This window comes from Nocardia testacea NBRC 100365, assembly GCF_000308775.1.
In the GTDB taxonomy this organism is placed as follows: Bacteria; Actinomycetota; Actinomycetes; order Mycobacteriales; family Mycobacteriaceae; genus Nocardia; species Nocardia testacea.
In genome coordinates this window covers 1-26,030 of sequence record NZ_BAGJ01000072.1, presented here as the reverse complement: position 1 = coordinate 26,030, position 26,030 = coordinate 1, and the positions used below count along the sequence as shown (strand labels likewise).

Annotated in this window: 23 protein-coding genes; 8 read left to right on the top strand and 15 right to left on the bottom strand. The window is 69.6% G+C overall.

Annotated elements, in window-relative coordinates:
* Window positions 1–24 precede the first annotated feature (24 nt).
* On the top strand, window positions 25–1,038 hold the full coding sequence (locus ON38_RS09280; RefSeq protein ID WP_051164535.1) for a glycosyltransferase: 1,014 nt from the start codon (window positions 25–27) through the stop codon (window positions 1,036–1,038).
* Window positions 1,035–2,171: a dTDP-4-amino-4,6-dideoxygalactose transaminase gene (gene rffA, locus ON38_RS09275; protein ID WP_039824025.1), complete on the top strand. Its 1,137-nt coding sequence runs from the start codon at window positions 1,035–1,037 to the stop codon at window positions 2,169–2,171. The genes ON38_RS09280 and rffA overlap by 4 nt, the downstream gene beginning before the upstream one ends.
* 21 nt (window positions 2,172–2,192) lie before the next feature.
* Here the strand turns inward: rffA and ON38_RS09270 are convergent, their stop codons facing one another.
* Window positions 2,193–5,129 carry an AMP-binding protein gene (locus ON38_RS09270; RefSeq protein ID WP_039824023.1) on the bottom strand — a complete coding sequence of 979 codons (2,937 nt, stop codon included), beginning with the start codon at window positions 5,127–5,129 and terminating at the stop codon, window positions 2,193–2,195.
* A 165-nt stretch (window positions 5,130–5,294) separates the two neighbouring features.
* On the opposite strand from ON38_RS09270, the gene idi reads away from it, so the two are divergent.
* The gene (gene idi, locus ON38_RS09265; protein WP_245563979.1) at window positions 5,295–5,864 is read left to right on the top strand and encodes an isopentenyl-diphosphate Delta-isomerase; all 570 of its coding nucleotides are present in this window, start codon (window positions 5,295–5,297) and stop codon (window positions 5,862–5,864) included.
* A gap of 546 nt (window positions 5,865–6,410) precedes the next feature.
* On the opposite strand, the gene argH is transcribed toward idi, so the two are convergent.
* Together argH and ON38_RS09255 are read right to left on the bottom strand one after the other, a co-directional pair.
* Window positions 6,411–7,820: an argininosuccinate lyase gene (gene argH, locus ON38_RS09260; protein ID WP_373281203.1), complete on the bottom strand. Its 1,410-nt coding sequence runs from the start codon at window positions 7,818–7,820 to the stop codon at window positions 6,411–6,413.
* A 39-nt stretch (window positions 7,821–7,859) separates the two neighbouring features.
* Window positions 7,860–9,062 carry an argininosuccinate synthase gene (locus ON38_RS09255; RefSeq protein WP_039824020.1) on the bottom strand — a complete coding sequence of 401 codons (1,203 nt, stop codon included), beginning with the start codon at window positions 9,060–9,062 and terminating at the stop codon, window positions 7,860–7,862.
* Between the two features lie 296 nt (window positions 9,063–9,358).
* On the opposite strand from ON38_RS09255, the gene ON38_RS35915 reads away from it, so the two are divergent.
* On the top strand, window positions 9,359–9,505 hold the full coding sequence (locus ON38_RS35915) for a hypothetical protein (RefSeq protein ID WP_157181712.1): 147 nt from the start codon (window positions 9,359–9,361) through the stop codon (window positions 9,503–9,505).
* Between the two features lie 201 nt (window positions 9,506–9,706).
* Here ON38_RS35915 and ON38_RS09250 read toward each other — a convergent pair whose 3' ends face one another.
* The gene (locus ON38_RS09250; RefSeq protein ID WP_218000752.1) at window positions 9,707–10,549 is read right to left on the bottom strand and encodes a hypothetical protein; all 843 of its coding nucleotides are present in this window, start codon (window positions 10,547–10,549) and stop codon (window positions 9,707–9,709) included.
* Between the two features lie 182 nt (window positions 10,550–10,731).
* On the opposite strand from ON38_RS09250, the gene ON38_RS37015 reads away from it, so the two are divergent.
* A complete protein-coding gene (locus tag ON38_RS37015) occupies window positions 10,732–12,264 on the top strand; it encodes a serine/threonine-protein kinase (RefSeq protein WP_051164532.1) in 1,533 nt (510 codons plus the stop codon).
* 26 nt (window positions 12,265–12,290) lie between these two features.
* Here the strand turns inward: ON38_RS37015 and ON38_RS09240 are convergent, their stop codons facing one another.
* The 6 genes from ON38_RS09240 to argC are packed head-to-tail and all read right to left on the bottom strand — an operon-like array spanning window position 12,291 to window position 18,126.
* Window positions 12,291–12,800: an arginine repressor gene (locus ON38_RS09240; RefSeq protein WP_039824017.1), complete on the bottom strand. Its 510-nt coding sequence runs from the start codon at window positions 12,798–12,800 to the stop codon at window positions 12,291–12,293.
* Entirely contained in the window at window positions 12,797–13,762 is a 966-nt protein-coding gene (gene argF, locus ON38_RS09235; RefSeq protein ID WP_039824016.1) for an ornithine carbamoyltransferase, read from the bottom strand. The genes ON38_RS09240 and argF overlap by 4 nt, the downstream gene beginning before the upstream one ends.
* A complete protein-coding gene (locus ON38_RS09230; protein ID WP_039824015.1) occupies window positions 13,759–14,958 on the bottom strand; it encodes an acetylornithine transaminase in 1,200 nt (399 codons plus the stop codon). The genes argF and ON38_RS09230 overlap by 4 nt, the downstream gene beginning before the upstream one ends.
* On the bottom strand, window positions 14,955–15,869 hold the full coding sequence (gene argB / locus ON38_RS09225; protein ID WP_039824013.1) for an acetylglutamate kinase: 915 nt from the start codon (window positions 15,867–15,869) through the stop codon (window positions 14,955–14,957). Before argB ends, ON38_RS09230 begins: the two co-directional genes overlap by 4 nt.
* Entirely contained in the window at window positions 15,866–17,077 is a 1,212-nt protein-coding gene (argJ, locus tag ON38_RS09220) for a bifunctional glutamate N-acetyltransferase/amino-acid acetyltransferase ArgJ (RefSeq protein WP_039824011.1), read from the bottom strand. The genes argB and argJ overlap by 4 nt, the downstream gene beginning before the upstream one ends.
* A complete protein-coding gene (gene argC, locus ON38_RS09215) occupies window positions 17,074–18,126 on the bottom strand; it encodes an N-acetyl-gamma-glutamyl-phosphate reductase (protein WP_039824044.1) in 1,053 nt (350 codons plus the stop codon). Before argC ends, argJ begins: the two co-directional genes overlap by 4 nt.
* Before the next feature lie 682 nt (window positions 18,127–18,808).
* Here argC and ON38_RS09210 point away from each other — a divergent pair.
* Window positions 18,809–19,609 (top strand): crotonase/enoyl-CoA hydratase family protein, encoded by an 801-nt coding sequence (locus tag ON38_RS09210; RefSeq protein ID WP_039824043.1) that lies wholly within the window; start codon window positions 18,809–18,811, stop codon window positions 19,607–19,609.
* A 31-nt stretch (window positions 19,610–19,640) separates the two neighbouring features.
* On the opposite strand, the gene ON38_RS09205 is transcribed toward ON38_RS09210, so the two are convergent.
* Window positions 19,641–20,270 (bottom strand): helix-turn-helix domain-containing protein, encoded by a 630-nt coding sequence (locus ON38_RS09205; protein ID WP_083872470.1) that lies wholly within the window; start codon window positions 20,268–20,270, stop codon window positions 19,641–19,643.
* A 16-nt stretch (window positions 20,271–20,286) separates the two neighbouring features.
* Here ON38_RS09205 and ON38_RS09200 point away from each other — a divergent pair, with 16 nt between their 5' ends.
* Together ON38_RS09200 and ON38_RS09195 are read left to right on the top strand one after the other, a co-directional pair.
* Window positions 20,287–20,961, top strand: a complete 675-nt coding sequence (locus ON38_RS09200; protein ID WP_051164534.1) for an AzlC family ABC transporter permease — start codon at window positions 20,287–20,289, stop codon at window positions 20,959–20,961.
* Entirely contained in the window at window positions 20,958–21,281 is a 324-nt protein-coding gene (locus tag ON38_RS09195; RefSeq protein WP_373281202.1) for an AzlD domain-containing protein, read from the top strand. Before ON38_RS09200 ends, ON38_RS09195 begins: the two co-directional genes overlap by 4 nt.
* Window positions 21,282–21,294: 13 nt before the next feature.
* Here ON38_RS09195 and ON38_RS09190 read toward each other — a convergent pair whose 3' ends face one another.
* The 4 genes from ON38_RS09190 to ON38_RS09175 form a co-directional block, all read right to left on the bottom strand.
* Complete coding sequence (locus ON38_RS09190; protein ID WP_039824010.1) at window positions 21,295–21,786, bottom strand: pyridoxamine 5'-phosphate oxidase family protein; 492 nt, start codon at window positions 21,784–21,786, stop codon at window positions 21,295–21,297.
* Between the two features lie 91 nt (window positions 21,787–21,877).
* Window positions 21,878–24,679, bottom strand: coding sequence for a phosphoenolpyruvate carboxylase (gene ppc, locus ON38_RS09185; RefSeq protein WP_039824009.1), 2,802 nt, complete (start codon window positions 24,677–24,679; stop codon window positions 21,878–21,880).
* 120 nt (window positions 24,680–24,799) lie between these two features.
* Window positions 24,800–25,219, bottom strand: a complete 420-nt coding sequence (locus ON38_RS09180) for a VOC family protein (RefSeq protein ID WP_039824007.1) — start codon at window positions 25,217–25,219, stop codon at window positions 24,800–24,802.
* Between the two features lie 124 nt (window positions 25,220–25,343).
* On the bottom strand, window positions 25,344–26,030 hold a 687-nt coding region (locus tag ON38_RS09175), incomplete at its 5' end, for a hypothetical protein (RefSeq protein WP_218000751.1).

Genomic DNA, 26,030 nt, shown 5'->3' with positions numbered 1-26,030 from the left:
AGCTTCGAATCCGATTCGCCCGAAGTGTGCGGTCTTTCGGTGGTGGTCCCGGTGTACCGCGGCGAACAGACCGTCGCTGCCCTCGTGCGGGAACTGGACCGGCTGGCCGTGCCCACCGCGACACCCGGCGGGATCGTCTTCCGCGTCGCCGAGATCGTGCTGGTGCACGATCACGGTCCCGACCGCTCCGATCTCGTACTCCAGCGGCTGGCCCGGGAATACCGGCAGGTGCGCGTGGTCTGGTTGAGCCGCAACTACGGACAGGACGCGGCCACCATCGCCGGATTGGCCGCCGCCCGGGGTCGCTGGGTCGTCACCATGGACGAGGACGGACAGCACGACCCGGCCCATATCGCCGCGTTCCTGGACGCGGCGTATCGCGAACGCGCCGACCTGGTCTACTCGCGGCCCACCAACACCCGCCCGCACGGTCCGCTGCGCAACCTCACCTCGCGCGGCGCGAAACTGGTGCTGGCCACGCTTTTCGCCTTCCCCGCCTCCACCCGGTTCGAGAGTTTCCGGCTGATCCGCGGCGATATCGGTCGCCGGCTCGCCGAGGTCGCGGCCAACGGCGCCTATCTCGATGTCGCACTGACCTGGGTCGTGGGCCGGACCGCGACGGTCCCCGTGTTGTTGCGCACCGAGGGCCGGGCCGAATCCGGGTACAACTACCGGAGGCTGTTCTCCCTGTTCTGGAAGATGGTGCTGTGCACCGGAACCCGCGGGCTGCGGCTGGTGAGCCTGCTCGGGGTGACGCTGGCGCTGGCCGGCGCGGCGCTGGCCGGCGTGATCGTCTACACGGCGCTGACCGGCGAGGGCGCGGACCCGGAAGGCTGGGCCTCCATCATCGTGGTGCTGCTGCTGTGCTCGGGCGCGGTGCTGTTCTCACTCGGCCTGATCGCCGAATATCTCGGGGTGGTCCTGCACATCCTGGTCGGCAAACCGCTGTACCTGACGGTGGAATCGCCGACGCCGCGGCCACCGGAGAAGCCGACGGCCGCGGCGGGGCGGCGGCCCGCCGAGGCGGCGGCGAGGTGACCGAGCGGATCATCTTCAGCCGGCCCTATCGGTCGGCGGCGGAACTGTCCAATGTGACCGCCGTACTCGATTCCGACCACTGTCACGGTGACGGCCCGTTCACCGCCGCGGCCACCGCGAAGCTCGCCGAGATCACCGGGGCCCGCCACGTGCTGCTGACCACCTCGTGCACCCACGCGCTGGAACTGGCCGCGCTGCTGCTCGAATTGGGGCCCGGCGACGAGGTGATCGTCCCGAGTTTCGCGTTCACCTCCACTGCCGCGGCGTTCGCGGTGCACGGTGCCACCTGTGTTTTCGTCGATATCGACAGCACCACCGGCAATATCGACCCGCAGGCCGCCGCGGCGGCGATCACCGACCACACCAAGGCGATCGTGGTCATGCACTACGGCGGTGTGGCCGCCGATATGGCCGCGCTGCAACACCTCGCCGACCGGCACGGTCTGGCGCTGATCGAGGACAACGCCCACGGACTCGGCGGAACCTGGCGGGGCCGAGCACTCGGCACCCTGGGCACGCTGGGCACCCAGAGTTTCCACGACACCAAGAACGTGCACTGCGGTGAGGGCGGCGCGCTGCTGCTCTCCGACGACATCCTGATGGGCCGCGCCGAGATCATCCGGGAGAAGGGCACCGATCGGGCCCGTTTCCTGCGCGGCCAGGTGGACAAGTACTCCTGGCAGGACATCGGGTCCAGTTATCTGCCGAGTGAACTCAATGCCGCCGTGCTCGACGCGCAGCTCGCCGAATTCCACACCATTCAGCGCGCCCGGCACCGGGTGTGGCACACCTACGCGGCCGGGCTCGGTTCCTGGGCGGCCGGGCAGGGGGTGACCACGATGTCGGTGCCGCCGGACCGGCGCCATACCGCGCATCTCTTCTACCTGCGTATGCCGACCGAGGAGGTCCGCGACGGCCTCATCCGGCATCTCGCCGAGCGCGGGATCGTGGCGCCGTTCCACTACGTGCCACTCGACTCCAGCGCCGCGGGCCTCAAATACGGCCGGACGCCCCACCCGTGCACCCGCAGCGCCCGGTTCGCGGCGAGTATCGTGCGGTTGCCGCTGTGGCCCATGCTCACCCGGGACCAGATCCACCGGGTGCTCGACGCGGTCACCGCGTACCGGTGCTGAACCGGACCCGGCGGGCAAGGATCACAATTTCGCGGGATCGGCCTCGGTGAGCGCTTCGTAGGTTTCCGATTCCGGTTCGTACCACCAGGTGAGCGGGCCGGGCCGCGGGCCACCCGCCGCCGCGACCGCGTGCGCCGAGGGCCGGAACGACGGACTGCGCGGGATATCGTCGACGACGTACACGACATCCGGGCGTTGGTCGGGCGCCAGCGCGCGCAGGGCATCGGTGATATCGCCGGATTCCAGCCGGAATCCCGGTCGTACGCTCACCGCGGCGACGGCGAGCACCCGGTCGCGCACGGGCAGCGCGTAGGCCACCTCCATATCGACGGCGGCGATATCGTTGAGCACATCCACGATGGGCTGGGTGAACACCGGGCCGCGCCGGGTCCGGATCACGGTGTCGATCCGGTCGACCAGCCAGTAGTCGCCGTCGCTGTCGCGCCGGAACAGGTTCTCGGTGGGCAGCCAGGAGTCCTCCGGTTCGAAGACTCCGCGCAATCCACCCAGCGACAGGTCCACGCTCGCCCCGGCCGAGCCGATCAGCAGACCGACCTCGTTGTCGGCGCAGCGGCGGGCGTACCCGTTGTCGTCGACCTGGACCGTGCCGGAGACCGGGTCGTAGGCGACCAGTTCCACCCGTGCCGTTCCGGGCACCGGACGGCCCTTGCAGCCGAATTTCACACCGGGCACATTCGCCAGCACCACATCGCCCTCGATGGAGGCGTAGAACTCGAGCACCCGGGCGGGCGCGAACTGTTCGACGGTGCGACGCCACAGCCCGGCGGGCATTCCGGAGCCGATGAACAGCCGTATCGGATGCGCGTGCCCCTCCGGGAAGACCTCGGCGTCGAGAATATCGCGCAGCATCGTCCACGTGTACGTCACGACCGTGACCCCGTAGCGGTGGACTTCTTCGGCGAAGCGACCCGGATCCAGGGAACGGGCGAGCGCGATCCGGCTCCCGCCGGCGATGGCTCCGCCCAGGCTCACCAGCAGCCCGGAGGAATGGTGCAGCGGTGCCAGGCAGTACACCGTGTCCTTGTGATCGAGATCGGCCGCCGAAGCGGTGCCGAACGCCGACAGCGCCCACCGGTGGTTGGTGATGTACTTGATATCCAGCCGGTCACCGACCCCGGCGACCAGGATGAACGCCAGTTCCCGTGCGCGTCCCGGGTTGGGCCGGTACCAGCCCGGCACCCGGACCTGCTCGGGATCGACCTGTTCGAGATCCACGACATCGGTACCCGCGGGCACCGCCAGGCCGCGGGCATCGCCGCCGCCGAGGACGAACACCCGGGCTCCGGTGGCGACGGCATGGCGCACGTTCTCCGGGTCCGAAACCAGCACCGATGTCCCGGTCTGCGCGAGGGCGGTGGTCAGATCGCTCTCGGGCGCCATGAGCACCGCGACGGCACCGAGCCGCGACAACGCCGCCAGGGTCACCAGCGCGCTGGGCCGGGTCTCCATCACCACCCCGACCCGGGTCGCGGGCCGGATCCCGACCGAGATCAGGCCGCGCACCACATTATCGATCCGGATATCGACCGCGGCATTGGTGTGCACCCGGTCGTCGAAGAGGAAGCATTCGCCGCGCGGTGACCGGCGGGCCTGTTCGGCCAGCAGCCGGCCGATGGAGATCCGGGTCGTCGATTCGATCGTGCCGAGCCGGGTCAACCTGGGCAGCGTGCGCGCGGCGCCCTCGACCACGCCCACCGATCCGCGCAGTGTATTGGCGGCCAGATATTCGAGCGTGCGGCTCACCTCGGCGCCGACCTCGACCAGGGCCGCCGCGGTGTGCACCGCGCGGCGCACCGCGGTACTCGGCGCTCCCTCCGCGACGTGATCGGTCATCGGCACGATCCCTTCCGGCAGCGGATCACCGCCCTCCACCCAGCCGACCCAGTCGCGCACCTGGGGCCAGGTGCACCTGGTGGCGACCGATCCCGCGACGAGACCGAAATGGCCCGAGACCACCGTCGACTCGTATACCTCGGCCCGCGGTGCGGCCCGCACGATACCGCGCACCGCGGCGGGCTGGCCGATCTCGTCGACCTCACCGAGGAAGGCCAGGATCGGGCATTTCAGGTCGGCCAGCGAGATCGGCTGGTCCCGGATGACGAAACCGCCCAGCATCATGCGGTTGTGCACGACGAACTGTTTGAGCAGGTCGGCCGCGGCGGGCCCGGCGTAGCCGATCCAGCCCTCGTTGGTGAGGAAGCGCCGCTGCCGTTCCTTCGGCAGCAGCGCTTCGCGGTCGTGCAGCTGGCGCAGGAAATCGATCCGCGCCTTGGCGGTCTTGACCGGATCGAGGAGCTGGAATCCGATCCGCACCATCCGGTCGGTGATCGGCAGCCGCGGCACCACATGGTCGGCGGCGAAATCCACCAGATCCGATACCGCGGCATGCGGCACGCCCAGCGGCATCCCGGCCACGATATCGACGGGACTGCCGAAGGTGACGATGCTCGCGATCCCCTTGCTCGCCCGGAAGGCCGCGGTCTGGTAGGCGAACATACCGCCCTGCGAATACCCCATCAGATGCACATCGCGGCCCGTCGCGGCGCAGACCGTATCGATCGCGGTGTTCACGGCGAGCACATGGTCGGCGAGGTCCCGCTTCCAGCCGCCCTCCTCCACCGACGGGGAACCGAAATCGATGACCCAGCAGTCGATACCGCTGCGGTGCAGAATGCCGACCGCGCCGTCGTCGCCGTTGACGTCCCAGATATCGGCATTGACCATGAGCGGCGGTACGAACAGCACCACCGGGCCGCCGGTGGGGGTGGCGGGAAAGTAGTGGCGCAAGCGATACATGGGCCGCCGCTCGGCGATCTCGAACGGTGAGGACTCGGTATCCCTGCCCAATCCGCCGAAGCGGATCACCTCGAGCCCGTTCTGTGCGGTGGACATCACCCGCCGTGCCGTACCCGCCAGACCTCGCACACTCAACTTCACGTTCCGCTCCCAGCCCTACCTGTGGCGTGGCATACCTCACAAACCCTGCGGTATGCACAAAGCCTGCCATATCGCACCCCGTACCCGTGAGGTCCGTTGTGACATCTACATCATGTACCCGCCACCTCGGCGGAACCCCGCGCCCGCGCCGATAGGGTGAGGATCGTGACCGACCCGACCCTGCCACCCGCCACCACCGACCGGGAAACCCTGCCCGTCGAACTGGTCGACTCCACCGGCAAGACGGTCGGGTCGTGCCCGGTGGCCGAGGCCCATCGCGCGCCCGGCCGCCCGCATCGGGCGTTCTCGGTGCTGATCTTCGACACCGCCGGCCGGACGCTGCTGCAACAGCGGGCGCCCGGAAAGACACGGTTTCCGGCACGCTGGTCGAATACGTGTTGCGGCCATCCCGCCCCCGGCGTTCCCGTCATCGAGGCGGCCGGCGTACGGCTGGTCGAAGAGATGGGTCTGCGCGTACCGCTGACCGAGGTCGGTGTCTACAGCTACCGGGCAGGTGATCCGCGCACCGGGTTCGTCGAGGACGAATGGGATCACGTACTGGTGGGCGTGCTCGACGACGCGCGCCCGGAGCCGGATCCGGCCGAGGTCGCCGACTACCGCTGGGTGCGCCCGGACGAGTTGCGCGCCCGGCTGCGGGAAGACCCGGAGGGGTTCAGTCCCTGGCTCGCCGGAGTACTGGAGATCGCCGCCGCCGGGCCGCAGGTGCCGGCCTGAGGCCGCCGCCGGTACGGCACCGGAGGTCGTCGGCGACATCATGGTTTCTACATCCCGGCCGAACCCAGCGCCTGCGCGATACTGCCGAGAAAATCGGAAACGGCCAGATAGGCCACCGCGAGTGCGACAAGTATGAACTCCATGCCGACTTGATCGGCCGACAGCAACCGGATGTTATCGCGCCCCTTTGCACGCCGTCTCATCGCGCGGCCGGGAGGTCGTCCGGCACACGGCGGACCGGATACCGCCGGCCTCGAACGTGGTGCTCGCCGATCGGGCAGCGTTTGCGACCGGGAACTGCGGTCGGCCGCCCCGAGTCGGTCTCATAGCTGAATGCGCATATCCGAGTAATTAGATCCTTCGCCGTGAGCCGTGAGCCGTGAGCCGTGAGCCGTGAGCCGTGAGCCGTGAGCCGTCGAGGATGGCTTCGCTCAACGCATCGGCGCAAGTGTGGGAGCCGACCAGAGCGGGCGGGACGCACCGACCGAACGGCTGGCCGGTGCGCCGGGCCCGGTTCCCCGGCCGGCCGTTCGGTCGGACGTGGATTCAGCCCAGCTGGCTCCGGATCTGTTCGGCGGCCGCACGGACCTCGCCGAGCTGTTCGGCGACCCGCCCCCCCGCCGTCCCGCCACGCGCGTTACGCGACGCGACCGAGCCGGCCACGGTCAGCACCTCGCGCACCCGCGGGGTGAGCGCCGGATCGATCGCCGCGAACTCTTCGTCGGTCAGCTCGTCCAGTCCGACCCCGCGCGCCTCGGCGGTCCGCACACAGGCGCCCGCCGCCTCGTGCGCGACCCGGAACGGCACCCCGTGCCGGACCATCCATTCGGCGATATCGGTCGCCAGGGTGAAGCCGGCGGGCGCCAGCTCGGCCATCCGGTCGGTGTGGAAGGTGAGGGTGGAGACCAGTCCGGCGATGGCCGGTAGCAGCAGTTCCAGCTGCGCCACCGAGTCGAACAGGGGTTCCTTGTCCTCCTGCAGATCCCGGTTGTAGGCCAGCGGCTGGGCCTTCAGGGTGGCGAGGAGCCCGGTGAGGTTGCCGATCAGCCGGCCCGCTTTACCGCGGGTGAGTTCGGAGACGTCCGGGTTCTTCTTCTGCGGCATGATCGACGAACCGGTCGACCAGGCGTCGGCCAGGGTGATGTAGCCGAATTCCGGGGTGCTCCACAGAATGATCTCCTCGGCCATCCGGCTGAGGTCCACCCCGATCATCGCCAGGACGAAGGCGGCCTCGGCCGCGAAATCCCGCGCCGAGGTGGCATCGATGGAATTCGCGGCCGCGGCGGTGAAATCGAGTTCGGCCGCGATGGCCTCGGGGTCGAGGCCCAGCGAGGACCCTGCGAGCGCACCGGACCCGTACGGGGAGACGGCGGCCCGCTTGTCGAAATCCCACAGCCGGTCGATATCGCGCAGCAGCGGATGCGCGTGGGCGAGCAGATGGTGGGCCAGCAACACCGGCTGCGCCGCCTGGAGATGGGTTTTACCCGGCATCACCGCGTCCGGATGCGCCGCGGCTTGGTCGGCGAGGGCGTCCACCACCGTCACCAGCCCGGCCGCGATCCGCCGTACCGCGTCGCGCAGCCACATCCGGAACAGTGTGGCGACCTGATCGTTGCGCGACCGCCCGGCGCGCAACCGCCCGCCGAGCTCCGCGCCGACCCGGTCGATGAGGCCACGCTCGAGCGCGCCGTGCACGTCCTCGTCGGATTCCGCGGGCGTGAAGGCGCCGGACTCCACATCGGCGGCGAGCCGGTCCAGGCCGGCGAGCATGGCGCTCAGATCGCTCTCCGACAGGAGCCCGGCCTTGTTCAGCACCCGGGCGTGCGCCTTGGATGCGCGGATGTCGTAGGGCGCCAGCACCCAGTCGAACTGGGTCGATTTGCTCAGCGCCGCCATCGCCTCGGCGGGGCCGGCGGCGAACCGCCCACCCCACAGCGCGCCTTCGTTGGTGCCCACTACCTCTCCCACGTCTCGGTCGGCCGTATCGGCTGCGCGTTACTTCTGGTTCAGGTCCCGCTTGGCCGCGACCTTCGAGGACAGGCCGTGGATCTGCACGAAACCCTTGGCCAGCGACTGGTCGAAGCTGTCGCCCTCGTCGTAGGTGGCCAGGTTGAAGTCGTAGAGCGACTGGTCGCTGCGCCGGCCGTTGATCGTGACGTTCCCGGCGTGCAGCACCATCCGGATATCACCGGAGACATGCTGCTGGGTGTCGGTGACGAAGGCGTCCAGCGCCCGCTTCAACGGCGAGAACCACAGGCCGTCGTAGGCCAGCTCGCCCCAGCGCTGCTCGACCTGCCGCTTGTACCGGCCGAGCTCGCGCTCCAGGGTCACGTTCTCGAGCGCGCGGTGCGCGGTGATCAGCGCGATGGCGCCGGGCGCCTCGTAGATCTCGCGGCTCTTGATACCGACGAGCCGGTCCTCGACCATATCGAGCCGGCCCACGCCCTGCCGGCCCGCGCGGCTGTTCAGTTCGGTGATCGCCTCGAGCACGCTGACCTGCCGGCCGTCGATGGCGACCGGGACACCGCGTTCGAAGGTGACGATGAGTTCGTCGGGCGCTTCGAAGTTGACGGTCGGGTCGGTGGTGTAGTCGTAGACGTCCTTGGTGGGGGCGTTCCAGAGATCCTCGAGGAACCCGGTCTCGACCGCGCGGCCCCAGACATTCTGGTCGATGGAGAACGGCGACTTCTTGGTGACGTTGATCGGGAGTTTGTTCTCCTCGGCGAAGGCGATGGCCTTCTCCCGGGTCCAGGCGTAGTCGCGGACCGGGGCGATCACGTTCAGGTCGGGGGCGAGGGCGCCGATGCCGACCTCGAAGCGGACCTGATCATTGCCCTTACCGGTGCAGCCGTGCGCCACGGTGTCGGCGCCGTGGAACTTGGCGGCCTCCACCAGATGCTTGACGATGAGCGGGCGGCTGATGGCCGAGACCAGGGGGTATTCACCCTGGTAGAGCGCGTTGGCCTGAATGGTGGGCAGGCAGTACTCGTCGGCGAACTCGTCCCGCGCGTCCACCACGACCGCCTCGACGGCACCGCAGTCGAGCGCGCGCTGGCGCACCACGTTCATATCCTCGCCACCCTGCCCCAGGTCGATGGCCACGGCCACGACCTCGGCGCCGGTCTCCTTGCCGATCCAGCTGATGGCCACGGAGGTGTCCAGCCCACCGGAGTAGGCGAGTACGACGCGATCGGACATGTTCTGGTGCTCCTCGATGCTTTCGATGGTGCGGATGATGTTCGTGGTCTGCGTGCGCGAGCCCGCGGTCTTCCCAGCAGTATGCTGGCCCGTTGCCGGATCGGTGCGCGCCGCCGCTACAAATGATTATGCACGATGGTGCAATCTCATTCATAATCGGGGTGGCAACGCCCTCTACCTGGGGGTATACCGTGCCCGGAAATGGTTGCGATCGTCGCTCACCCCTTCCCCGCCCACCCGCCGTATGAGACGCTGATCACACCTATCGGCGCTCGACAGGCAGAGGAGGAGAGACCGTGCAGATGTTGCAGCAGTGGGCGCAGGACAATTACGAGACGATCGGTTTCTTCGTCGTCAATCTCGGCAACGCCGCCCTGACCATCGGAAAATGGGGCATCGAGATGGCCACCCCGCTCCTGCAGGAGCTGGTGAACAACCACTGAGCCCGGCGCATACCGTGTCGCCCGTCAGCTGATCACCGATCCACGGCGCAGCAGCGGTGACATCCTGCTGTTCGTCGCCCCGCGCGAACGGCACCTGCTCATATTTTCGATTTCGCAGCTTCTCGATCGGATCGAGACAGTCCTCCAGAAACCCGAAGCCGGTGCGTCTGTCTGGAGTAGTGACCTGGCGGCGCCGTTCGGTCAGGAACCGTCGGTGCGGGTAAGGGTGGTCTGGAGCAGGATCCAATTGGGTGAGGTCATCTCCAAAGGCATGACCCCGGCGGACGCTCGGACTGTGAGTTGATCGCCTCCGGCTTCGACGTCCAGCGCGCCGCCGCGGCGCGCCAACTTGTCCTTCGACATCCGCGTCACCGCGTCGGCCACCGTCGAACGGACCTGATCGGTGTCGAATCCCGGCGCCACCTCGGTGAGATCCGCGGGTAACCGCTCGGCCGTGGAGCCGATCTGTTTGCGGTCCCCGAGGAACCTGGCCGACCATGAGGAAGCCGACCCGTCTGCGGGCCGGTTGAATGCGAATTCACCGATCTCGGCCCCGCCGAAGTGGCATTCCAATATCCCGCCCTCTGGTACTCGGATCTCCTCGACCCGCCCGCTAACCGTCACTCCGCTGCCTGCGACCCCCGGTGTGTAGACCAGACGAACCCCGTCCTTGCCCGCGATTCGCAGTCCGTGATTCACCGGCAGCGCAGCGATATCGGCGGCACCGCGATCACCCAGAAGCCCGGCCAAAGTCTCACGTATCTGCTGTCCTGACATGGTCGGCGAGAATTCGGCCGACCGCTCCTCACGGGCGGCAGCGTCGCCCACCGCCGGGGGTGGTACTGCCCCACCGGACCGCTCGATCCGGGGTACTTGCTCGCGATCGCTGCCGGGGATCGTCGTTCCTGCCGCCTCCGCCGTGTGTCCGGCCTGCCGGATAGGGGTCTCGGCCGCCCGGGCCGTGTCGGGAATGACCTTGTTGGCCAGTGGCTCTGCTACACGCTTACCGAACCACTTACCCCGCACAACCACACCCTCGCTCAACTCGGCAGGAACGACGATACGACCGCCTCGCGGACGGGATCCGATGGCGCGTAGGTGTCGATCAGGTCCGTCGATAGTAGCGAATCAACCGGCCTCGCTCGGCAATGCGGCAGGGCGATAGACCCCAGAAGTCCGGCGCCGGGAAGGCCGCATCGGAAATGCGGTAGCGTCACGGCATTCCGATGAATGTGGGAGGAGCGGCGGTGCTGGGGGTGGGCGCGACCTTCGCCGGATACCGGATCGAAGGGGTGCTGGGACAGGGCGGTATGGGGACGGTGTACCTCGCCCGCCATCCGCGGCTCCCGCGCCGTGTCGCCTTGAAACTGCTGAATCGCGAGGTGAGCACCGATACCGAACTCACCCGCCGATTCGAACTCGAGGCCGATGTCGTCGCCCGGCTGGAGCATCCGGGAATCGTCGGGGTGTTCGACCGTGGAACAGACGACGGGCACCTGTGGATCGCCATGCAGTACATCCGGGGCACCGACGCGGCGAGCTGGGACGCCCGCGCGCACCCGCCCGCGACCGCGGTCCGCCTGCTCGGCGAGACCGCGGCGGCACTCGACTACGCGCACAGCCGGGGTGTGCTGCACCGCGATGTGAAACCGGCCAACATCCTCATCGCCGATGCCGAATCGCTGCGTGAATCCCATTCGGTGCTGACCGATTTCGGTATCGCGCGGCTCACCGACGCCAATACGAGACTGACCGCCACCGGCGCGTTCACCGCCACCCTCGCCTACGGTTCCCCGGAGCAGCTCTCCGGTGCGGTGGTCGATCACCGCTCCGATCAGTACTCGCTGGCCTGCACCCTGTTCGCGGTTCTCGCCGGCCGGCCCCCGTACGCCTCCACGAACCCCGGCCAGGTGGTGATGGGGCATATCTCGCAACCACCGCCACGGCTCACCGCCAGCCGCCCGGATCTGCCCGCCACCGTCGACCCGCTGGTGGCCCGCGCGATGGCCAAACAGCGCGAGGACCGTTTCCGCGACTGCGGTCAGTTCGTCACCGCGGTACGCGACGCTCTGGAGGGCCGCCATATCGCGGCACCGCCGGCGACCCCGGTGACACCCGTGCCGGTCGCGCGGCCGGTGGCCGCGCCCACCCCACCGGAAGTCCGCGTGGGTCACGCTTCCCGGCCGCAACCGTTTCCGGCGCCGCAGCGGGTGGCGACCGATCCGCGGCCACCGGTCGCCGACAGGCCATCGGTGGCCGACCCGCGGCCACCGGACGCCCGGTCGTGGCCGCGACCTCCGGCGCCCGGGCCGCGACCGTCCCGCTGGACCGCCGTCACCGCCGGTGTGGCCACTCTGCTCGTCGCGGTCATCCCGGTGTTCGTCTTCTGTGTGGGGCTGGTGGAGACCGCGCGAATGACCGTGGACGCCGATCCCGCCGGGCGCGCGGAGCTCGGCTACTCGGTGCTCGCGCTCCTGTTCATCGGAGTCGTTTCCCTGCTCTGGGTGAGCGGCGGGCTGCTGTTGCTCACGGGCAGACGGTCGGGTCGCGTGCTCACGCTGGTGAGCTCGGTGATCGGCGTGCTGACGGCGATCGGCGCGACGGTGGCCGCCGTCGCCACGAGCGAACCGGCGGTCCTGGCGCTCACCGGTCCGCTGCTGCTGCTGTCGGCGCTCGCATTCGGCTGTGCCGCCGCACCCGCCACCGGGCGGTGGCTGTCGTATCGGACCTCCGTGCGGGCCGGCGGACCCAGGTACTGACCCGACCGCGGGTCACGGCCGCGGAATCAAGCGAGATTCTCGATTTTCGCGGCCAGTTCGGCGCCGGTGAGCGGCTCGCGCGCGATCACCGCGATGGTGTCGTCTCCGGCGATCGTGCCGACGATATAGGGCAGCGAGGCCCGGTCCAGGGCACTGGCCAGGAAATGGGCGGCGCCCGGCGGAGTGCGCAGGACCGCGATGTTACCGCTGGAATCGGTGGAGACCAGCAGATCACCGAGCAATTTGGCCAGTCGGTCCGTACCGCCGGTGACCCCGCGCACCGGACTGCCGTCCTCCGGCACCACGTACACCCCGGCGCCGCCGTCGGCGGCCCGGAGCTTCACCGCGCCCAGTTCGTCCAGATCACGCGACAGCGTCGCCTGGGTGGTCTCGATTCCCTCCGCCGCGAGCAGAGCGGCGAGTTCGGTCTGACTGCGCACCGGGTGCGCGGCCAACAGCGCGATGATCCGCGACTGCCGGCCGGCGCGGGTGGCGGCGGTGACCGGTCCCGCCGGATGTATCCGGGCCTCGCTCATCGTCGTCGCGCGTCCTCGCGTGCCAGCAGCCACACCAGTAGCGCCTTCTGCGCGTGCAGCCGGTTCTCCGCCTCGTCCCAGACCACGCTCTGCGGCCCATCGAGGACCTCGTCGGTGATCTCCTCGCCCCGGTGGGCGGGCAGGCAGTGCAGCACGATGGCGTCGGCACCGGCCCGGGACAGCAACTCGGTGTTCACCTGGTACGGCCGGAACGGGCCGACGCGGTCCAGGCCGTCGCTCTCCTGCCCCATGGAGGTCCAGGTGTCGGTGACCAGCACATCGGCGCCGTCGGCCGCGATCAGCGGATCCTCGGTGATGACGATGCTGCCGCCGGTGTCGGCGGCGCGGGCCTCGGCGGCTTCGACCACCTCGGGCGCGGGCAGGAAACCCGCGGGGGCGGCGATGCGGACGTGCAGTCCGGCGGTGATCCCGCCCAGCAGCAGCGAATGCGACATATTGTTGGCGCCGTCACCGAAGTAGGCCAGCCGCAGACCGCGCAGCCCACCCTTGTGCTCGGTGATGGTGAGCAGATCGGCCAGCACCTGACAGGGATGGAATTCGTCGGACAGGGCATTGACCACCGGCACCGTGGCGGTGGACGCCATCTCCTCGAGCCGGTGCTGGCCGAAGGTGCGCCAGACGACGGCCTCGACATAACGCGACAGCACCCGCCCGGTATCGGCCAGGGTTTCGTCACGCCCCAGCTGGGTCGTCTGTCCGTCCACCACGATCGCGTGCCCGCCGAGCTGGGCGATACCCAGCTCGAAGGAGAACCGGGTGCGGGTGGAGTTCTTGTCGAAGATCACCCCGACACCGCGCGGTCCCTCCAGCGGCCGGTGCGCGAACGGGCTCTTCTTCAGTTCGGCGGCCAGGGCCAGCACCTCGGCCTGTTCGGCGGGGGTCAGATCGTCGTCACGTAGGAAATGACGGACAGCGGTGGCCGGTTGTAGAGAGGCGGTCATCCGCGCGGTCCTTTCGTTTCGGCCAGCACCTCGTCGAGGATCCCCGGCAGATCCAGCACGAGGTTGTCGGCCTGGGTTTCGGTGAGCACCAGCGGCGGCGCCAACCGGATCACATCGGGTTTGGCCGGGTTCACCAGATAACCGGCGGCCCGCGCGCGGGCCTCCACCCGGGGCGCCACCGGGGCGGTGAGCCCGATCCCGATCAGCAGGCCGGCCCCTCGCACATCGGCGATCAGCGGATGCTCGAGCACCGCGATCCCGTCACTGAGCCGTTTACCCACCGATTCGACGTGTTCGAGCAGCCCGTCGTCCTCGAGCGTGCGCAGTACGGCAAGTGCCGCGGCCGCGCAGACCGGGTTACCACCGAAGGTGGTGCCGTGCATTCCGGGGGTGAACAGTTCGGCCGCCGGCCCGGTGGCCAGGACCGCCCCGATCGGCAGACCGGCGCCCAGGCCTTTGGCCAGGGTGATGACATCGGGGGTGATACCGAACGACTGGTGCGCGAACATCTTGCCGGTGCGGCCGATACCGGTCTGCACCTCGTCCAGGATCAGCAGTGCCCCGGCCCGCGCGGTGATCTCCCGGGCGCGCACGAGATAGTCCATGGGCGGCACGACCACGCCGCTCTCACCGAGCATCGGCTCGAGGAAGACCGCGGCCGTATCGGAGTCGACCGCGCGCTCCAGGATCCGGGCGTCGCCGTAGGGGATGTGCACCACCCCGGGCGGCATGGGTTCGAACGGCGCACGTTTGGACGGCTGACCGGTGAGTGCGAGCGCGCCCATGGTGCGGCCGTGGAACGCCTCGTCACAGGCGATGATCTTGCGCCGGCCGGTGAGCCGGGCCAGTTTGAAGGCCGCCTCGTTGGCCTCGGTACCGGAGTTGCAGAAGAAGGCACGGCCGTCACCGTCGCCGAAGTGCCCGAGCAGCCGCTCGGCGAGCTCGATCACCGGTTCGCTGCCGTACAGATTCGAGACGTGACCGAGCGTGCCGAGCTGGTCCATCACCGCGTTGAGGATGGCGTGATGCGCGTGGCCGAGGCTGTTGACCGCGATCCCGCCGACGAAATCGACGTAGCGGTTGCCGTCCGCGTCGTACACCACCGCGCCGGTACCCCGGGTCAGCACGACCTCCGGCGTGGGGTAGTTGCGCATCATCACGTTCGACCAACGTTGCCGCAGTTCCGCAGTGTTCATGCTCTGACTCCGTTTTCCTCGTTCGCCGGCGGTGTGACCATGGTCCCGATGCCCTCCCCGGTGAAAAGTTCCAGCAGTACCGAATGGGGTACGCGACCGTCGATGACGTGCGCGCTCGATACGCCACCGCGGACCGCGCGCAGGCACGCCTCCATTTTGGGCACCATTCCCGCGTCCAGCGACGGCAGCAGGTCGGCCAGCGCGTCGGTGTCGATCACGCTGGTCAGCGAGGAGCGGTCGGGCCAATTCGTGTACAGGCCCTCGACGTCGGTGAGTACCACCAGTTTCTCGGCGCCGATCCCTTCGGCCAGCGCGGCGGCCGCGGTATCGGCATTGATGTTGTGCACCACGCCGTCGGCGTCGGGGGCGATGGTGGACACCACCGGGATCCGGCCCGCGCGGATGAGGTCGAGCACCGAATCCGGGTGTACGTCGGTGACATCGCCGACCAGGCCGATATCGGTGGCCTGGCCGTCGACGAACACCGTGCGGCGGGTGGCGGTGAAGAGCCGGGCATCCTCACCGGAGATTCCGACGGCGTAGGGCCCGTGCGCGTTGATCAACCCGACCAGCTCCCGGCCGACCTGACCGAACAGCACCATCCGCACCACCTCCATCACCTCGGGTGTGGTGACCCGGAAGCCGCCGCGGAACTCCCCGGTGAGACCGAGGCGTTCCAGCATGGCCGAGATCTGCGGTCCGCCCCCGTGTACCACCACCGGGTGCACGCCGACGGTGCGCAGGAAGGCCATATCGGCGGCGAAGGCACGTTTGAGGCCCTCGTCGATCATGGCATTGCCGCCGTATTTCACCACCACGATCTTGTCGCGGAATTTCTGCAGCCAGGGCAGCGCACCGGCGAGGATATGGGCTTTGTCCAGCGCGGACAGTTCGTGCAACGCGTCGGTCATGAGCTGTAGGCCGAGTTCTCTTCGACGTAGCCGTGGGACAGGTCGGTGGTGCGGACCGTGGCGGTCCCGTCGCCCAGGCGCAGGTCGACGACCACATGGATATCCGCGCCGGACAGGTCGACCTCACGCGCGCCGGGCGCGCCCGTCCCGTCGACGCAGACCGGGAAGCCGTTGAACGACACCGAGATCAGGTCCGGGTCCAGTTCGATGGGCGCGGTGCCCACCGCGGCCAGCACCCGCCCCCAGTTCGGGTCGGAACCGAACATGGCGGTTTTGACCAGGCTGTCCCGGGCGATGACCCGGGCCGCGACGAGCGCGTCGTCCTCGGTGCTCGCCCCCTCGACTGTGACCAGCACCCGCTTGGTGACCCCTTCGGCGTCGGCCATCAGCTGACCGGCCAGGTCGTCGCAGACCGTGAGGACGGCCGCGTCCAGTTCGTCCTGGGTGGGGGTGACCTCACTGGCGCCGTTGGCCAGCAGCAGGACCGTGTCGTTGGTGGACATGGCACCGTCCACGTCGAGACGGTCGAAGGTGAGCCGGGTGGCCCGCCGCAGCGCGGTGTCGAGTTGTTCGGCACTCGCCACGGCATCGGTGGTCAGCACCACCAGCATGGTCGCCAGGCCGGGGGCCAGCATGCCCGCCCCCTTGGCCATCCCGCCCACATTCCACTTGTCCGGATGGTGCAGGGACGCTTCCTTGGGCACGGTGTCGGTGGTCATGATGGCGTGCGCGGCATCGGTGCCGCCGGACATCCCACCGCCCATCTCGTGCACTATCTCGGTGACCGCGGGCAGCAGTTTGTCCATCGGCAGCCGGTCGCCGATGAGGCCGGTGGAGCACACCGCGATCTCACCGGCCCCGGTCTCGGTACCCCAGTTGCTCAGGGCGGCAGCGAGTTCCTCGGCGGTGCGGTGCGTGTCCTGGAAACCCTCCGCTCCGGTGCAGGCGTTGGCGCCGCCGGAGTTCAGGATCACCGCCCGCAGCCGTCCGGCCTTCAGGACCTGCTGCGACCACAGCACCGGTGCGGCCTTCACCTTGTTGGTGGTGAACACGCCGGCCGCCGCGTAGTCGGGGCCCTCGTTGAAGACGAGCGCGAGATCCGGACCGCCCTTGGCCTTGAGACCGGCGGCGATCCCGGCGGCCCGGAAGCCCAGCGGTGCGGTGACACCCTGGTTGTGCACGAGATTTCCGTTCTTGTCGGTGGTCACGGTGCCACTCCTACGGTGGACAGCCCGGCGGTTTCGTCGAAGCCGAGCGCGAGGTTCATGGACTGCACCGCGCCGCCGGCGGTGCCCTTGGTCAGATTGTCGATCGCACCGATCACCACCAGCAGTCCGGCGTCGGTGTCGACCGCGACCTGCAGCGTGACGGAATTCGCGCCCAGCACCGAACCGGTCTGGGGCAGGACGCCCTCGGGCAGCAGGTGCACGAAGGGCTCGTCCGCATAGGCCTTCTCGTAGACGGCGCGCGCCTCGGCCGCGTCCACCCGCACCGGCGCGGTGCAGGTGGCGAGGATTCCGCGCGGCATGGGCGCGAGCACCGGGGTGAACGACACCCGGACCGGAGCACCGGCGACCGCCGACAGATTCTGGGTGATCTCGGGGGTGTGCCGGTGCGCACCGGCCACGCCGTAGGCCCGTGCCGACCCCATGACCTCGGACCCGAGCAGGCCGACATCGAGTTTGCGGCCCGCTCCGGAGGTGCCGCTGACGGCGACGACGTGCACCGTCGGCTCGACGATGCCCGCGGCGACCGCGGGGGCCAGCGCCAGACTGCTGACCGTCGGATAGCAGCCGGGGACCGCGATACGGGTGGCGCCCCGCAGCGATTCCCGCGCCCCCGGCAGCTCCGGCAGGCCGTAGGGCCAGCTCCCCGCATGGGGGCCGCCGTAGTAGCGGTCCCAGGCGGCCGGGTCGGTGAGCCGGAAATCGGCACCGCAGTCGATGATCACCGTGGATTCGGGCAGTTCGGCCGCCAAGGCCGCCGACTGCCCGTGCGGCAGGCCGAGGAACACGATGTCGTGGCCGGCGAGCTCGGTGGCCGTGGTCGGGGCGAGGATCCGGTCCGCGAGCGGCAGCAGCTGTGGCTGCAGTGCGCCCAGCGCGGTGCCCGCGTTGTTACCGGCGGTCAGCGCCCCGATCTCGAGGCGCCCGGCTCGGTACTCCGGATGCCCCAGCAACAGACGCAGCACTTCCCCGCCCGCGTAACCACTGGCACCGGCGACGGCCACGCGCAGGGGTCCGTTCCGGTCGGGCATATCCGTGAGATCAGCCATGTCATGATTATGCACGACCATGCAAGCTCATTCACAAACCGGTCCCCGCAGACCTTCTACCAGCCGTCGGGCGCGGTGCGACGACCCGCGAATGGGCGACTACCACCGTAGGCCGATCCGAACCCTGCCGGATGCGTCGCGCTCGGAGGCGGGGGTCCACCGCGGTCAACGACCACTGCCGGGCGGAGAGTTCCTCGTCCGACAGGAGGCGGGCTCCGCGGCCGCGCCCGGACCCGCACGGGGCCGAGTTCGCCGAACGGGGCGAGGTGCCGATCGCGCTCTGTTCCGATAAATCACGGGTCCGCCGATCGGCTAGCATTAGAACATGTGTTCGAACGGCAGGTTGCGGGACCGGCTCGACGCCTTGGAGGAGGCCGTCGACGTACTGCTCTGCTGCGACCTCGCCGCGGTTCCGGACGGCGAGCTCGGCGCGGCACTCGCCCGGCTCGAATCACGGACACGCACCCTCGTGGGCCTGACCGCGCGACTGGCACACGAGCGCAAACAGCGCCCCGCCCCCTCGCTCCACAAGGCGCCCGTGGGCGACGCCGAATCGCCCGCGGCGGCCCCGGCCGCCGCGCCGCGGCACACCTCGCACTCGCCCCGCCCGAAGCGATCGGGCATTGTTGCCGATGACCGCAGCACCGTGGCCCGAGGAGTTACCGTGACCGCACCCGTGCGCGTGGAGCGCACCGGCGACGTCGTCGTCTGGACCATCGACAATCCCGAGCAGCGCAACCCGATCTCCGACGAGGCGACGATCGAGGCCCTGGAGAACGCGGTCCGGGCCGCCGACCGCGACCATTCGATCCGGGTGGCGATCCTCACCGGAGCGGGAACAGCGTTCAGCGCCGGCGGCAATATCAAACACATGCGGGACAAGGCCGGCATGTTCGGCGGCGCCCCGGCCGAGCTGCGCCAGGGCTATCGGCACGGTATCCAGCGCATCCCCAAGGCGCTGTACCACTGCGAGATCCCCACCATCGCGGCGGTGAACGGCCCGGCCATCGGCGCCGGCTGCGACCTCGCCCTCATGTGCGATATGCGGATCGCCGCCACCACCGCCACCTTCGCGGAGAGCTTCGTCCGCCTGGGCCTCATTCCCGGCGACGGCGGCGCCTGGCTGCTGCCGCGCGCAGTGGGGATGGCCCGTGCCAGCCAGCTGGCGTTCACCGGAGCCACCATCGATGCCGCCACCGCGTTCGAGTGGGGAATGGTCAACGAGGTCGTCGAACCCGACCGGCTACTCGAGACCGCCCACCGGCTCGCGGCCGAGATCGCGGTCAATCCACCGCACGCGCTGCGGATGACCAAACGGCTGTTACGCGAGGGCCGGCAGCAGAGCCTGGAAACGCTGCTGGAACTCTCCGCGGCGATGCAGGCCGTCGCCCACCACACCGCCGATCACGACGAAGCCGTCGCCGCCATGCTGGAGCGGCGCACGCCTCGGTTCACCGGGCAGTGACGACCGTCCGGACTGGCACCGGCCCGGCGCATCAGGGATATTCGGAGATCAGTGTGGCCACCGTCGCGGGCACGAGCGCTTCGAACACGTGTGGCACATCGGCCGGATAGGCGATGTAGTCGCCCGGGGTGAGTTCCACGAGTTCGCCGGCCGTCCCGACGAGCGCGCGACCCGCACCGAGCAGGACATGTTCGACGGTCCCGGGAAGGTGCGGCTGCGAGGCCCGGCGCTGCCCCGGCTCGGCGGCGATGCGATAGATATCGCGGCGCACCCCCGCCGGGCCGACCGCCAGCAGGGTGGCCCGGTAATCGGCCTCGGCCGAGAACACCTCCGGCCCCTCCGCGGCCCGGATCACCCGGGTCTGCGGCCGCGGGGGGTCGAGCAGACGCGAGAACGGCACCTCCAGCGCCAGGCACAGTGCCCAGAGGGTCTCCAGGCTGGGGTTTCCGCTGCCCGATTCGAGCTGCGAAAGGGTCGATTTCGCGATACCGGCCCGCCGGGCCACCTCGGTCAGCGACAGTTCCGCGCGCAGGCGTTCCCGGCGCAGGGACGCGGCGATCACCTGCTGCGGGGTGCGGCCGGGACCGCCGCCGGAGTGACCGGCCGGCCGATCGTTCGGTTCGGCATTACCTTGTTCGGTTTGACGAACGACAGAATCCATGTTCACCATGGTAGTCATGCGTTCGTTATGGCGAACGGTCGATCCGCCGACCCGGTCACTGATCACCGCGCTCTGCCTCGCGGTCACCGTGGCCGGGATGTCCTACGGGGCCACGGCCGTCGCGGCCGGTTTCCCACTGTGGTTCCCCGTCGCACTCGGGGTGCTCGTTCTGGCCGCCGGATCGGAGTTCTTGTTCCTCGGCATCGTCGCCGCCGGCGGCAGCCCGTGGGCCGCGCTGGTCGCGGGCCTGCTGATCAACGCTCGCCATATCGGCTACGGCCTCGCGGTTCCCGCGGTTCTCGGCACCGGGCTGCGCGGTCTGCGCCGCGCCCATCTGCTCAATGACGAGACCGTGGCGGTGGCGCTGGCCCAGCGCACGACCGAGCACGGCCGGGCGGCCTATCTGGCCTGCGGAGCCGGCATCCTGATGGTCTGGCCCGGCGGGACGCTGCTGGGCGGGCTACTCGGCACCGCGGTGCCCGATCCCGGTGTCTTCGGGGTGGACGCGGTGTTCCCGGCGGTATTGCTGGGCCTGATCATGCCCGCACTGCACGAGCCAGCGGTCCGGCGCGGCGCTCTCGCCGGAGGCGTTCTGGCGCTGTTCACGACCCCGCTGCTGCCGCCGGGCCTGCCGGTTCTGCTGGCCGCCGCGGCCGCCGCGCTCACGATCCCACGACGGGGGTCGCGGTGAACGACCTCGGATACCTGATGGGCGCCGCCCTCGCACTGGCGGCCGGAACGTTCGCCTTCCGTCTCGCCGGACCCGCACTCGGGTCCCGGATCACTGTCTCCGACCGGACCACCGCGTTCCTCGAGAACGCGTCGGTCGTCGTGCTCGCCGCCCTCGTGTGCACCACCGCCCTGACCGAGGACGGCGCCGTGGCCGGTTTCGCGCGCCCGGCCGGGGTCCTGGTCGCCGGGGTGTGCTACCGGTTCCGGACACCGCTGCCCGCGGCGCTGGGAGCCGCGGCCGCGACAACGGCCGCGCTGCGGCTGGCGGGCGTGCCGTGACGCCGTGGGCGAGCTACCGTTTCTCGACCACGCGCTCGCCCTCGCCTGGTTTCCAGATGGTCACCCGCAGCAGGTCGTCGCCGACCTCGACCGACGACGCCGAGGTCAGATCGGCCACGAAGAAATGCTCGAACGGCTGGTTCCGCAGGTCCAGACCGCTGTCCTCGTACAGGTACTCGGCGAAACGGGCGTGCAGCGCGGTATCCGGATCGTCGATCACCAGGCCGAACAGTTTGGCGTCCCCGTCGGCGACCATGGTGTCCTCGGTCGCGGTGTGCAGGCAGAAGCGCGGATCGCGCGCGAGATCCCGGAATTTGGTGGTGCCCGGCATCCCGACGATGACCAGCTTCTCCTCGAAGATGAGCGGTTCCACCGGGCTGATCCGGGGGTAACCGTCCGAACGCAGGGTGGCGAGCATGCACAGATTGCTGGTCGCGGCGTGGCGACGACGGAAGATCTCGCTGATCCGCGGCGCCTCGGCGGTGAATTCACTCCAGGTCGTCATACAGCCGACGGTACGACTACCGGCGCCGCCGCGGGAGACGCCGAGCCCGATCCGAGACGAACGGGTCCGCCACCCGGCCGGCGGACCCGCATCAGCCCGAGTTGCGCAGCGCCGTGGCCAAACCGTTCATCGTGAGCAGGATGCCGCGTTTCACCAGTTCGGAATCGTCGCCGGCGCGTAACCGGCGCAGCAGTTCGACCTGCATCTGGTTCAGCGGTTCCAGGTACGGGAACCGGTTGCGGATGGACTCCGCCAGCGACGGATTGTCGGCCAGGAGATGATCGTTGCCGGTGATGGCGGCGTGCACGGCGACCGTGCGGGCATGCTCGCGTTCGATCATCCCGAAGATGCGCTCGCGCAACTCGACATCGTCGACCAACTCGGCGTACCGCGCGGCGATGGCGAGATCGCTCTTGGCCATCACCTGCGCCAGGTTGGACAGCACGGTGCGGAAGAACGGCCAGCGCCGGTACAGGTCCGAGAGCCGGGCGAGCCGGTCGGGATCGCCGTCGATCCACTCCTCGAGCGCCGTCCCGGTGCCGTACCAGCCGGGCAGCATCACCCGCGCCTGGCTCCAGGACATCACCCACGGGATGGCCCGCAGATCCGAGACCGAATTCGTGGGTTTACGGGAGGCCGGACGGCTGCCGATATTGAGGTCGCCCACTTCGGCGACCGGGGTCGACTGCCGGAAATACTCCACGAAGCCGGGGGTCTCGTGCACCAGCCGCGCGTAGGCGGCGCGGGCCCGGGCCGCGAGTTCGTCCATGAGCGCGTAGGAGGGTTCGGCGTCGGCGCCCAGGCCCTCGACATCGAGCAGCGTCGATTCGAGGGTGCCGGCGATGAGCGATTCGAGATTGCGGTGCGCCGAACCGCGTTCGGCGTACTTCGCCGCGATGACCTCCCCCTGTTCGGTCAGCCGCAGGGAACCCCGCACCGCGCCGGCGGGCTGCGCGAGGATCGCGTCGTAACTGCGGCCGCCGCCGCGCCCGACCGTGCCACCGCGGCCGTGGAAGAGCCGCAGCCGGATCCCGTGTTCGCGCGCCAGCTCCACCAGGTCCAGTTCCGCCCGGTACAGCGCCCAGTTGGCGGCCAGGTATCCCCCGTCCTTGTTCGAATCGGAGTAACCCAGCATCACCTCCTGGCGCATTCCGCGCGCCGCCACCAGCTCGTGGTACTCCGGCACCCGCAGGGCCGCCGCCAGTGTCGACGCACCGGCCGCGAGATCCTCGATGGTTTCGAACAGCGGCACGATCCCGGCCGGGCAGGAGGGCCCACTGTCCGCGTCCCCCGGGTCCAGCAACCCGCCCTCCTTGAGCAGCAGGGCGGCTTCGAGCAGATCACTGACCGAGGTACACATCGAAATGATGTAGTTGGGGACCGCGTCCGGGCCCAGCGTGGCGACCACCGCAGCGCCCGCGCGCACGACTCCCAGCTCTTTGGCAGCCTGCTCGCCGATCCGGGCCCGCGGCCCCAGCAGCGGCCGGCGGGTCCGCAGTTCCCGGGTGAGCAGCTCGACCCGCTCGGGCTCGGGCAGGCTCGGATAATCCGGATGTACGCCCGCCCAGGCCAGCAGTTCGGCGACGACCTGTTCATGGGTTTCGGAATTCTGGCGCATATCCAGGCCCTGGAGATGGAACCCGAAGGTTTCCACCGCACAGCGCAGCGACGCGAGGCGGTCGTCGGCGAGCAGTGCGTCCCCGCCGGCGCGCAGCGAGGCGTCGACCGTGCCGAGGTCGTCGAGCAACTCCCGGGGTGTGGCGTAGGGGGTGCCGCCGGCGCGCTCGCCGGCGCCCGATGATTCGAACTCCCAGGGACCCGCCGACTCGGGAGCCAACGCGGCGACGGCGCGCCGCGCGGTCGCGGTGAGCCGGACCCGGATGCCGTACAGGGCGCGACGGTACGGTTCGTCGGCGTAGGTCGTCGGGTCCGGATAACCGCGGTCGGCGAGTTCGCGCAGTTCCGGGGTCACCGGGACCAGCCGCGCCGAGAGCGCCAGCGTCTTCTCCAACTGCACCAGTTCGCGCAGGTAGCGCGCGAACGCGACACCCGCGGCCTGTGCAGCCGCCGTACGCACCACGTCCGCGGTGACATAGGGGTTACCGTCCCGGTCCCCGCCGATCCACGAACCGGGCCGCAGCATGGGTTTCGCCAGCAACCGCTGTTCGGGCCAGCGCGACCCCAGCGCCGTGCGCACGCTCGCGTTGATCGCGGGGATGACATCGAACAAGGTGAGTTCGTAGTACCGCAGTCCGACGGCGATCTCGTCCTGGATACGCAGCCGCGACAGCCTGATCAGCGCCGTCCGCCACAGGGTGAGCACCTGCCGCCGGATCTCGAGCTCGAGCTGTGCTCGTTCGGATTCGGGGGCGCGCTGCCGCCGGCGCATCAACTCGGTGACCCGGGTCTGGGTATCGAATACGGTCCGACGCCGGGTCTCGGTGGGGTGGGCGGTGATCACCGGGGAGACCAGCGCGTCGGCGAGCAGTTCGGCCACCCGCTCGCCCGGCACCGCCGCCGCGTCCAGTTTGCGGTAGGTCGCGGCCAGGGAGGAATCCTGCGGTGCTTCTCCGGCCGCCTCGTGCGCGGCGCGGCGGCGGTCGCGCTGGATGTCCTCGGCGAGATTCGCCAGCAGCACGAAATAGCTGAATGCCCGGATCAGCGGTAGCGCCACCGTGATGTCGACACCGGCCAGCATTTCGCCGACCGCGCTGCGCTCCACCTCCTCCCGCCGGACCCGGAACGCTTCCACCCGCACCCGTTCCACGAGGTCGAAAACCTCGGGACCCTCGTGATCGCGAATGGTGTCACCGAGCACGCCGCCGAGGAACCGGATGTCCTCGCGCAGCGGCAGGGTCGCGTCGTTTCCTTCAGCGGTCTGCGCATCGCCCATGATCAGCAGTATGGACGGCCACCGTGCCGGTAGCTGTGACGACGCACACGGCCGCGCCCGGCTGTGTGCGCCGGACGCCGCAGAAACCGGCTATCGGCACAGGTGACCGCCTCCTACCGCTCAGCCCAGCGGCTGGGAGAAACGCAGGAAGTTGCCCCAGGGGTCGGCGAAACCACAATCGCGCACCCCGTAGACCTGATCGGCGGGTTCCTGGGTGACCCGCACCCCGGCGTCGCGCAGCCGGGCGAAGGTTTGGTCCACCGAATCCGTGACGAAGATCAGTGTGCCGTGCGCACCCGCGGCCAACCGGCGCTGCGCCTCGGCGCTCTGCTCGGGGTCGGGCACCATGGATGGGGTCTCCAGAATGAACTCGATACCGGGCTGTCCGGCCGGCCCCACGGTGACCCAGCGCAGCGGGCCCAGCGGCAGATCCGCGCGGACCTCGAGGCCGATCACGTCCCGATAGAACTCGAGGGCCTCTTGCTGATCGCCGACCAGCACACCGATATGCGACAGTGCGAGGTCTTTACCGTCCGCCATCCGATTCTCCTTTGCTGCGGGTACGTCCGTACCGGGTCCGGCCGGGTCGATTCGCTCCGGCCGGTATGAACATCACACAGGACGCGCCGCGGACCCGGAATTCATCGCAGGACCGGAAATTCGTTCAGCGGAGTGCGTCCGCGCCGGACCGGGACTGCTCCGCCAGCCATACCGCGGCCGCGACAACGCCCGCGGTGAACACCAGTTCGGCGCAGTTGGTGAGCAACATGGGCGGCATGGCCGCCGAGACCACGGTCATGATCACGGTGGTCACGGTCCAGAGCCGGTACCCACGCACCCGCCATACCGCCGCGGCCGCCACCAGCACGACCACCACCGTCATCACCGGCGGCAGCAGCCCGGCGACCGACGCGTGCGCGGTGGTGTAGCGCACGGTACCCGCCCACTCCCGCGGTTCCAGCGTGAGCGGAGTCAGCTCGCCCGCCACCCCCAGCACGATCACCGCCGCCGTCCCCGCCGCCACCACGGCCCGGACCCACCGGCTCCGCGCCCACTCCACCCCGGCGCGGGCCGCGGCGGCGCACGCCCACGGCATCAACAGCGGAGTGAGCACGATATGGGCGACGAAGCGCGGCACCGACCAGTTCTCCAGCGTCGCCCCGGCACCGATCCAGCGACCCGCCGCGAGTACCGCGTTGTCATAGGCCAACGCGGCGCACACCAGCGCGGGTACGAGAAACAGCCGGTCGGCGGTGGCCCGGAACCGAAACGCGCACCGGCCGGCGAGCGCCAGCTGACCGGCCGCGAGCACCGCGAAGAGAAGGGAGGCGAGCACGGGAATCCTTTCCGG

Coding starts and splice junctions, on each gene's coding strand:
- ON38_RS09200 (WP_051164534.1), top strand. CDS start 20,287: ATGCGTTCGTTATGGCGAACGGTCGATCCGCCGACCCGGTCACTGATC.
- ON38_RS09230 (WP_039824015.1), bottom strand. CDS start 14,958: ATGAACACTGCGGAACTGCGGCAACGTTGGTCGAACGTGATGATGCGC.
- ON38_RS09205 (WP_083872470.1), bottom strand. CDS start 20,270: ATGGATTCTGTCGTTCGTCAAACCGAACAAGGTAATGCCGAACCGAAC.
- ON38_RS09180 (WP_039824007.1), bottom strand. CDS start 25,219: ATGGCGGACGGTAAAGACCTCGCACTGTCGCATATCGGTGTGCTGGTC.
- argF (WP_039824016.1), bottom strand. CDS start 13,762: ATGACCGCCTCTCTACAACCGGCCACCGCTGTCCGTCATTTCCTACGT.
- ON38_RS09255 (WP_039824020.1), bottom strand. CDS start 9,062: ATGTCCGATCGCGTCGTACTCGCCTACTCCGGTGGGCTGGACACCTCC.
- argC (WP_039824044.1), bottom strand. CDS start 18,126: ATGCCCGACCGGAACGGACCCCTGCGCGTGGCCGTCGCCGGTGCCAGT.
- ON38_RS09240 (WP_039824017.1), bottom strand. CDS start 12,800: ATGAGCGAGGCCCGGATACATCCGGCGGGACCGGTCACCGCCGCCACC.
- ON38_RS09190 (WP_039824010.1), bottom strand. CDS start 21,786: ATGACGACCTGGAGTGAATTCACCGCCGAGGCGCCGCGGATCAGCGAG.
- argB (WP_039824013.1), bottom strand. CDS start 15,869: ATGACCGACGCGTTGCACGAACTGTCCGCGCTGGACAAAGCCCATATC.
- ppc (WP_039824009.1), bottom strand. CDS start 24,679: ATGGGCGATGCGCAGACCGCTGAAGGAAACGACGCGACCCTGCCGCTG.
- ON38_RS37015 (WP_051164532.1), top strand. CDS start 10,732: ATGAATGTGGGAGGAGCGGCGGTGCTGGGGGTGGGCGCGACCTTCGCC.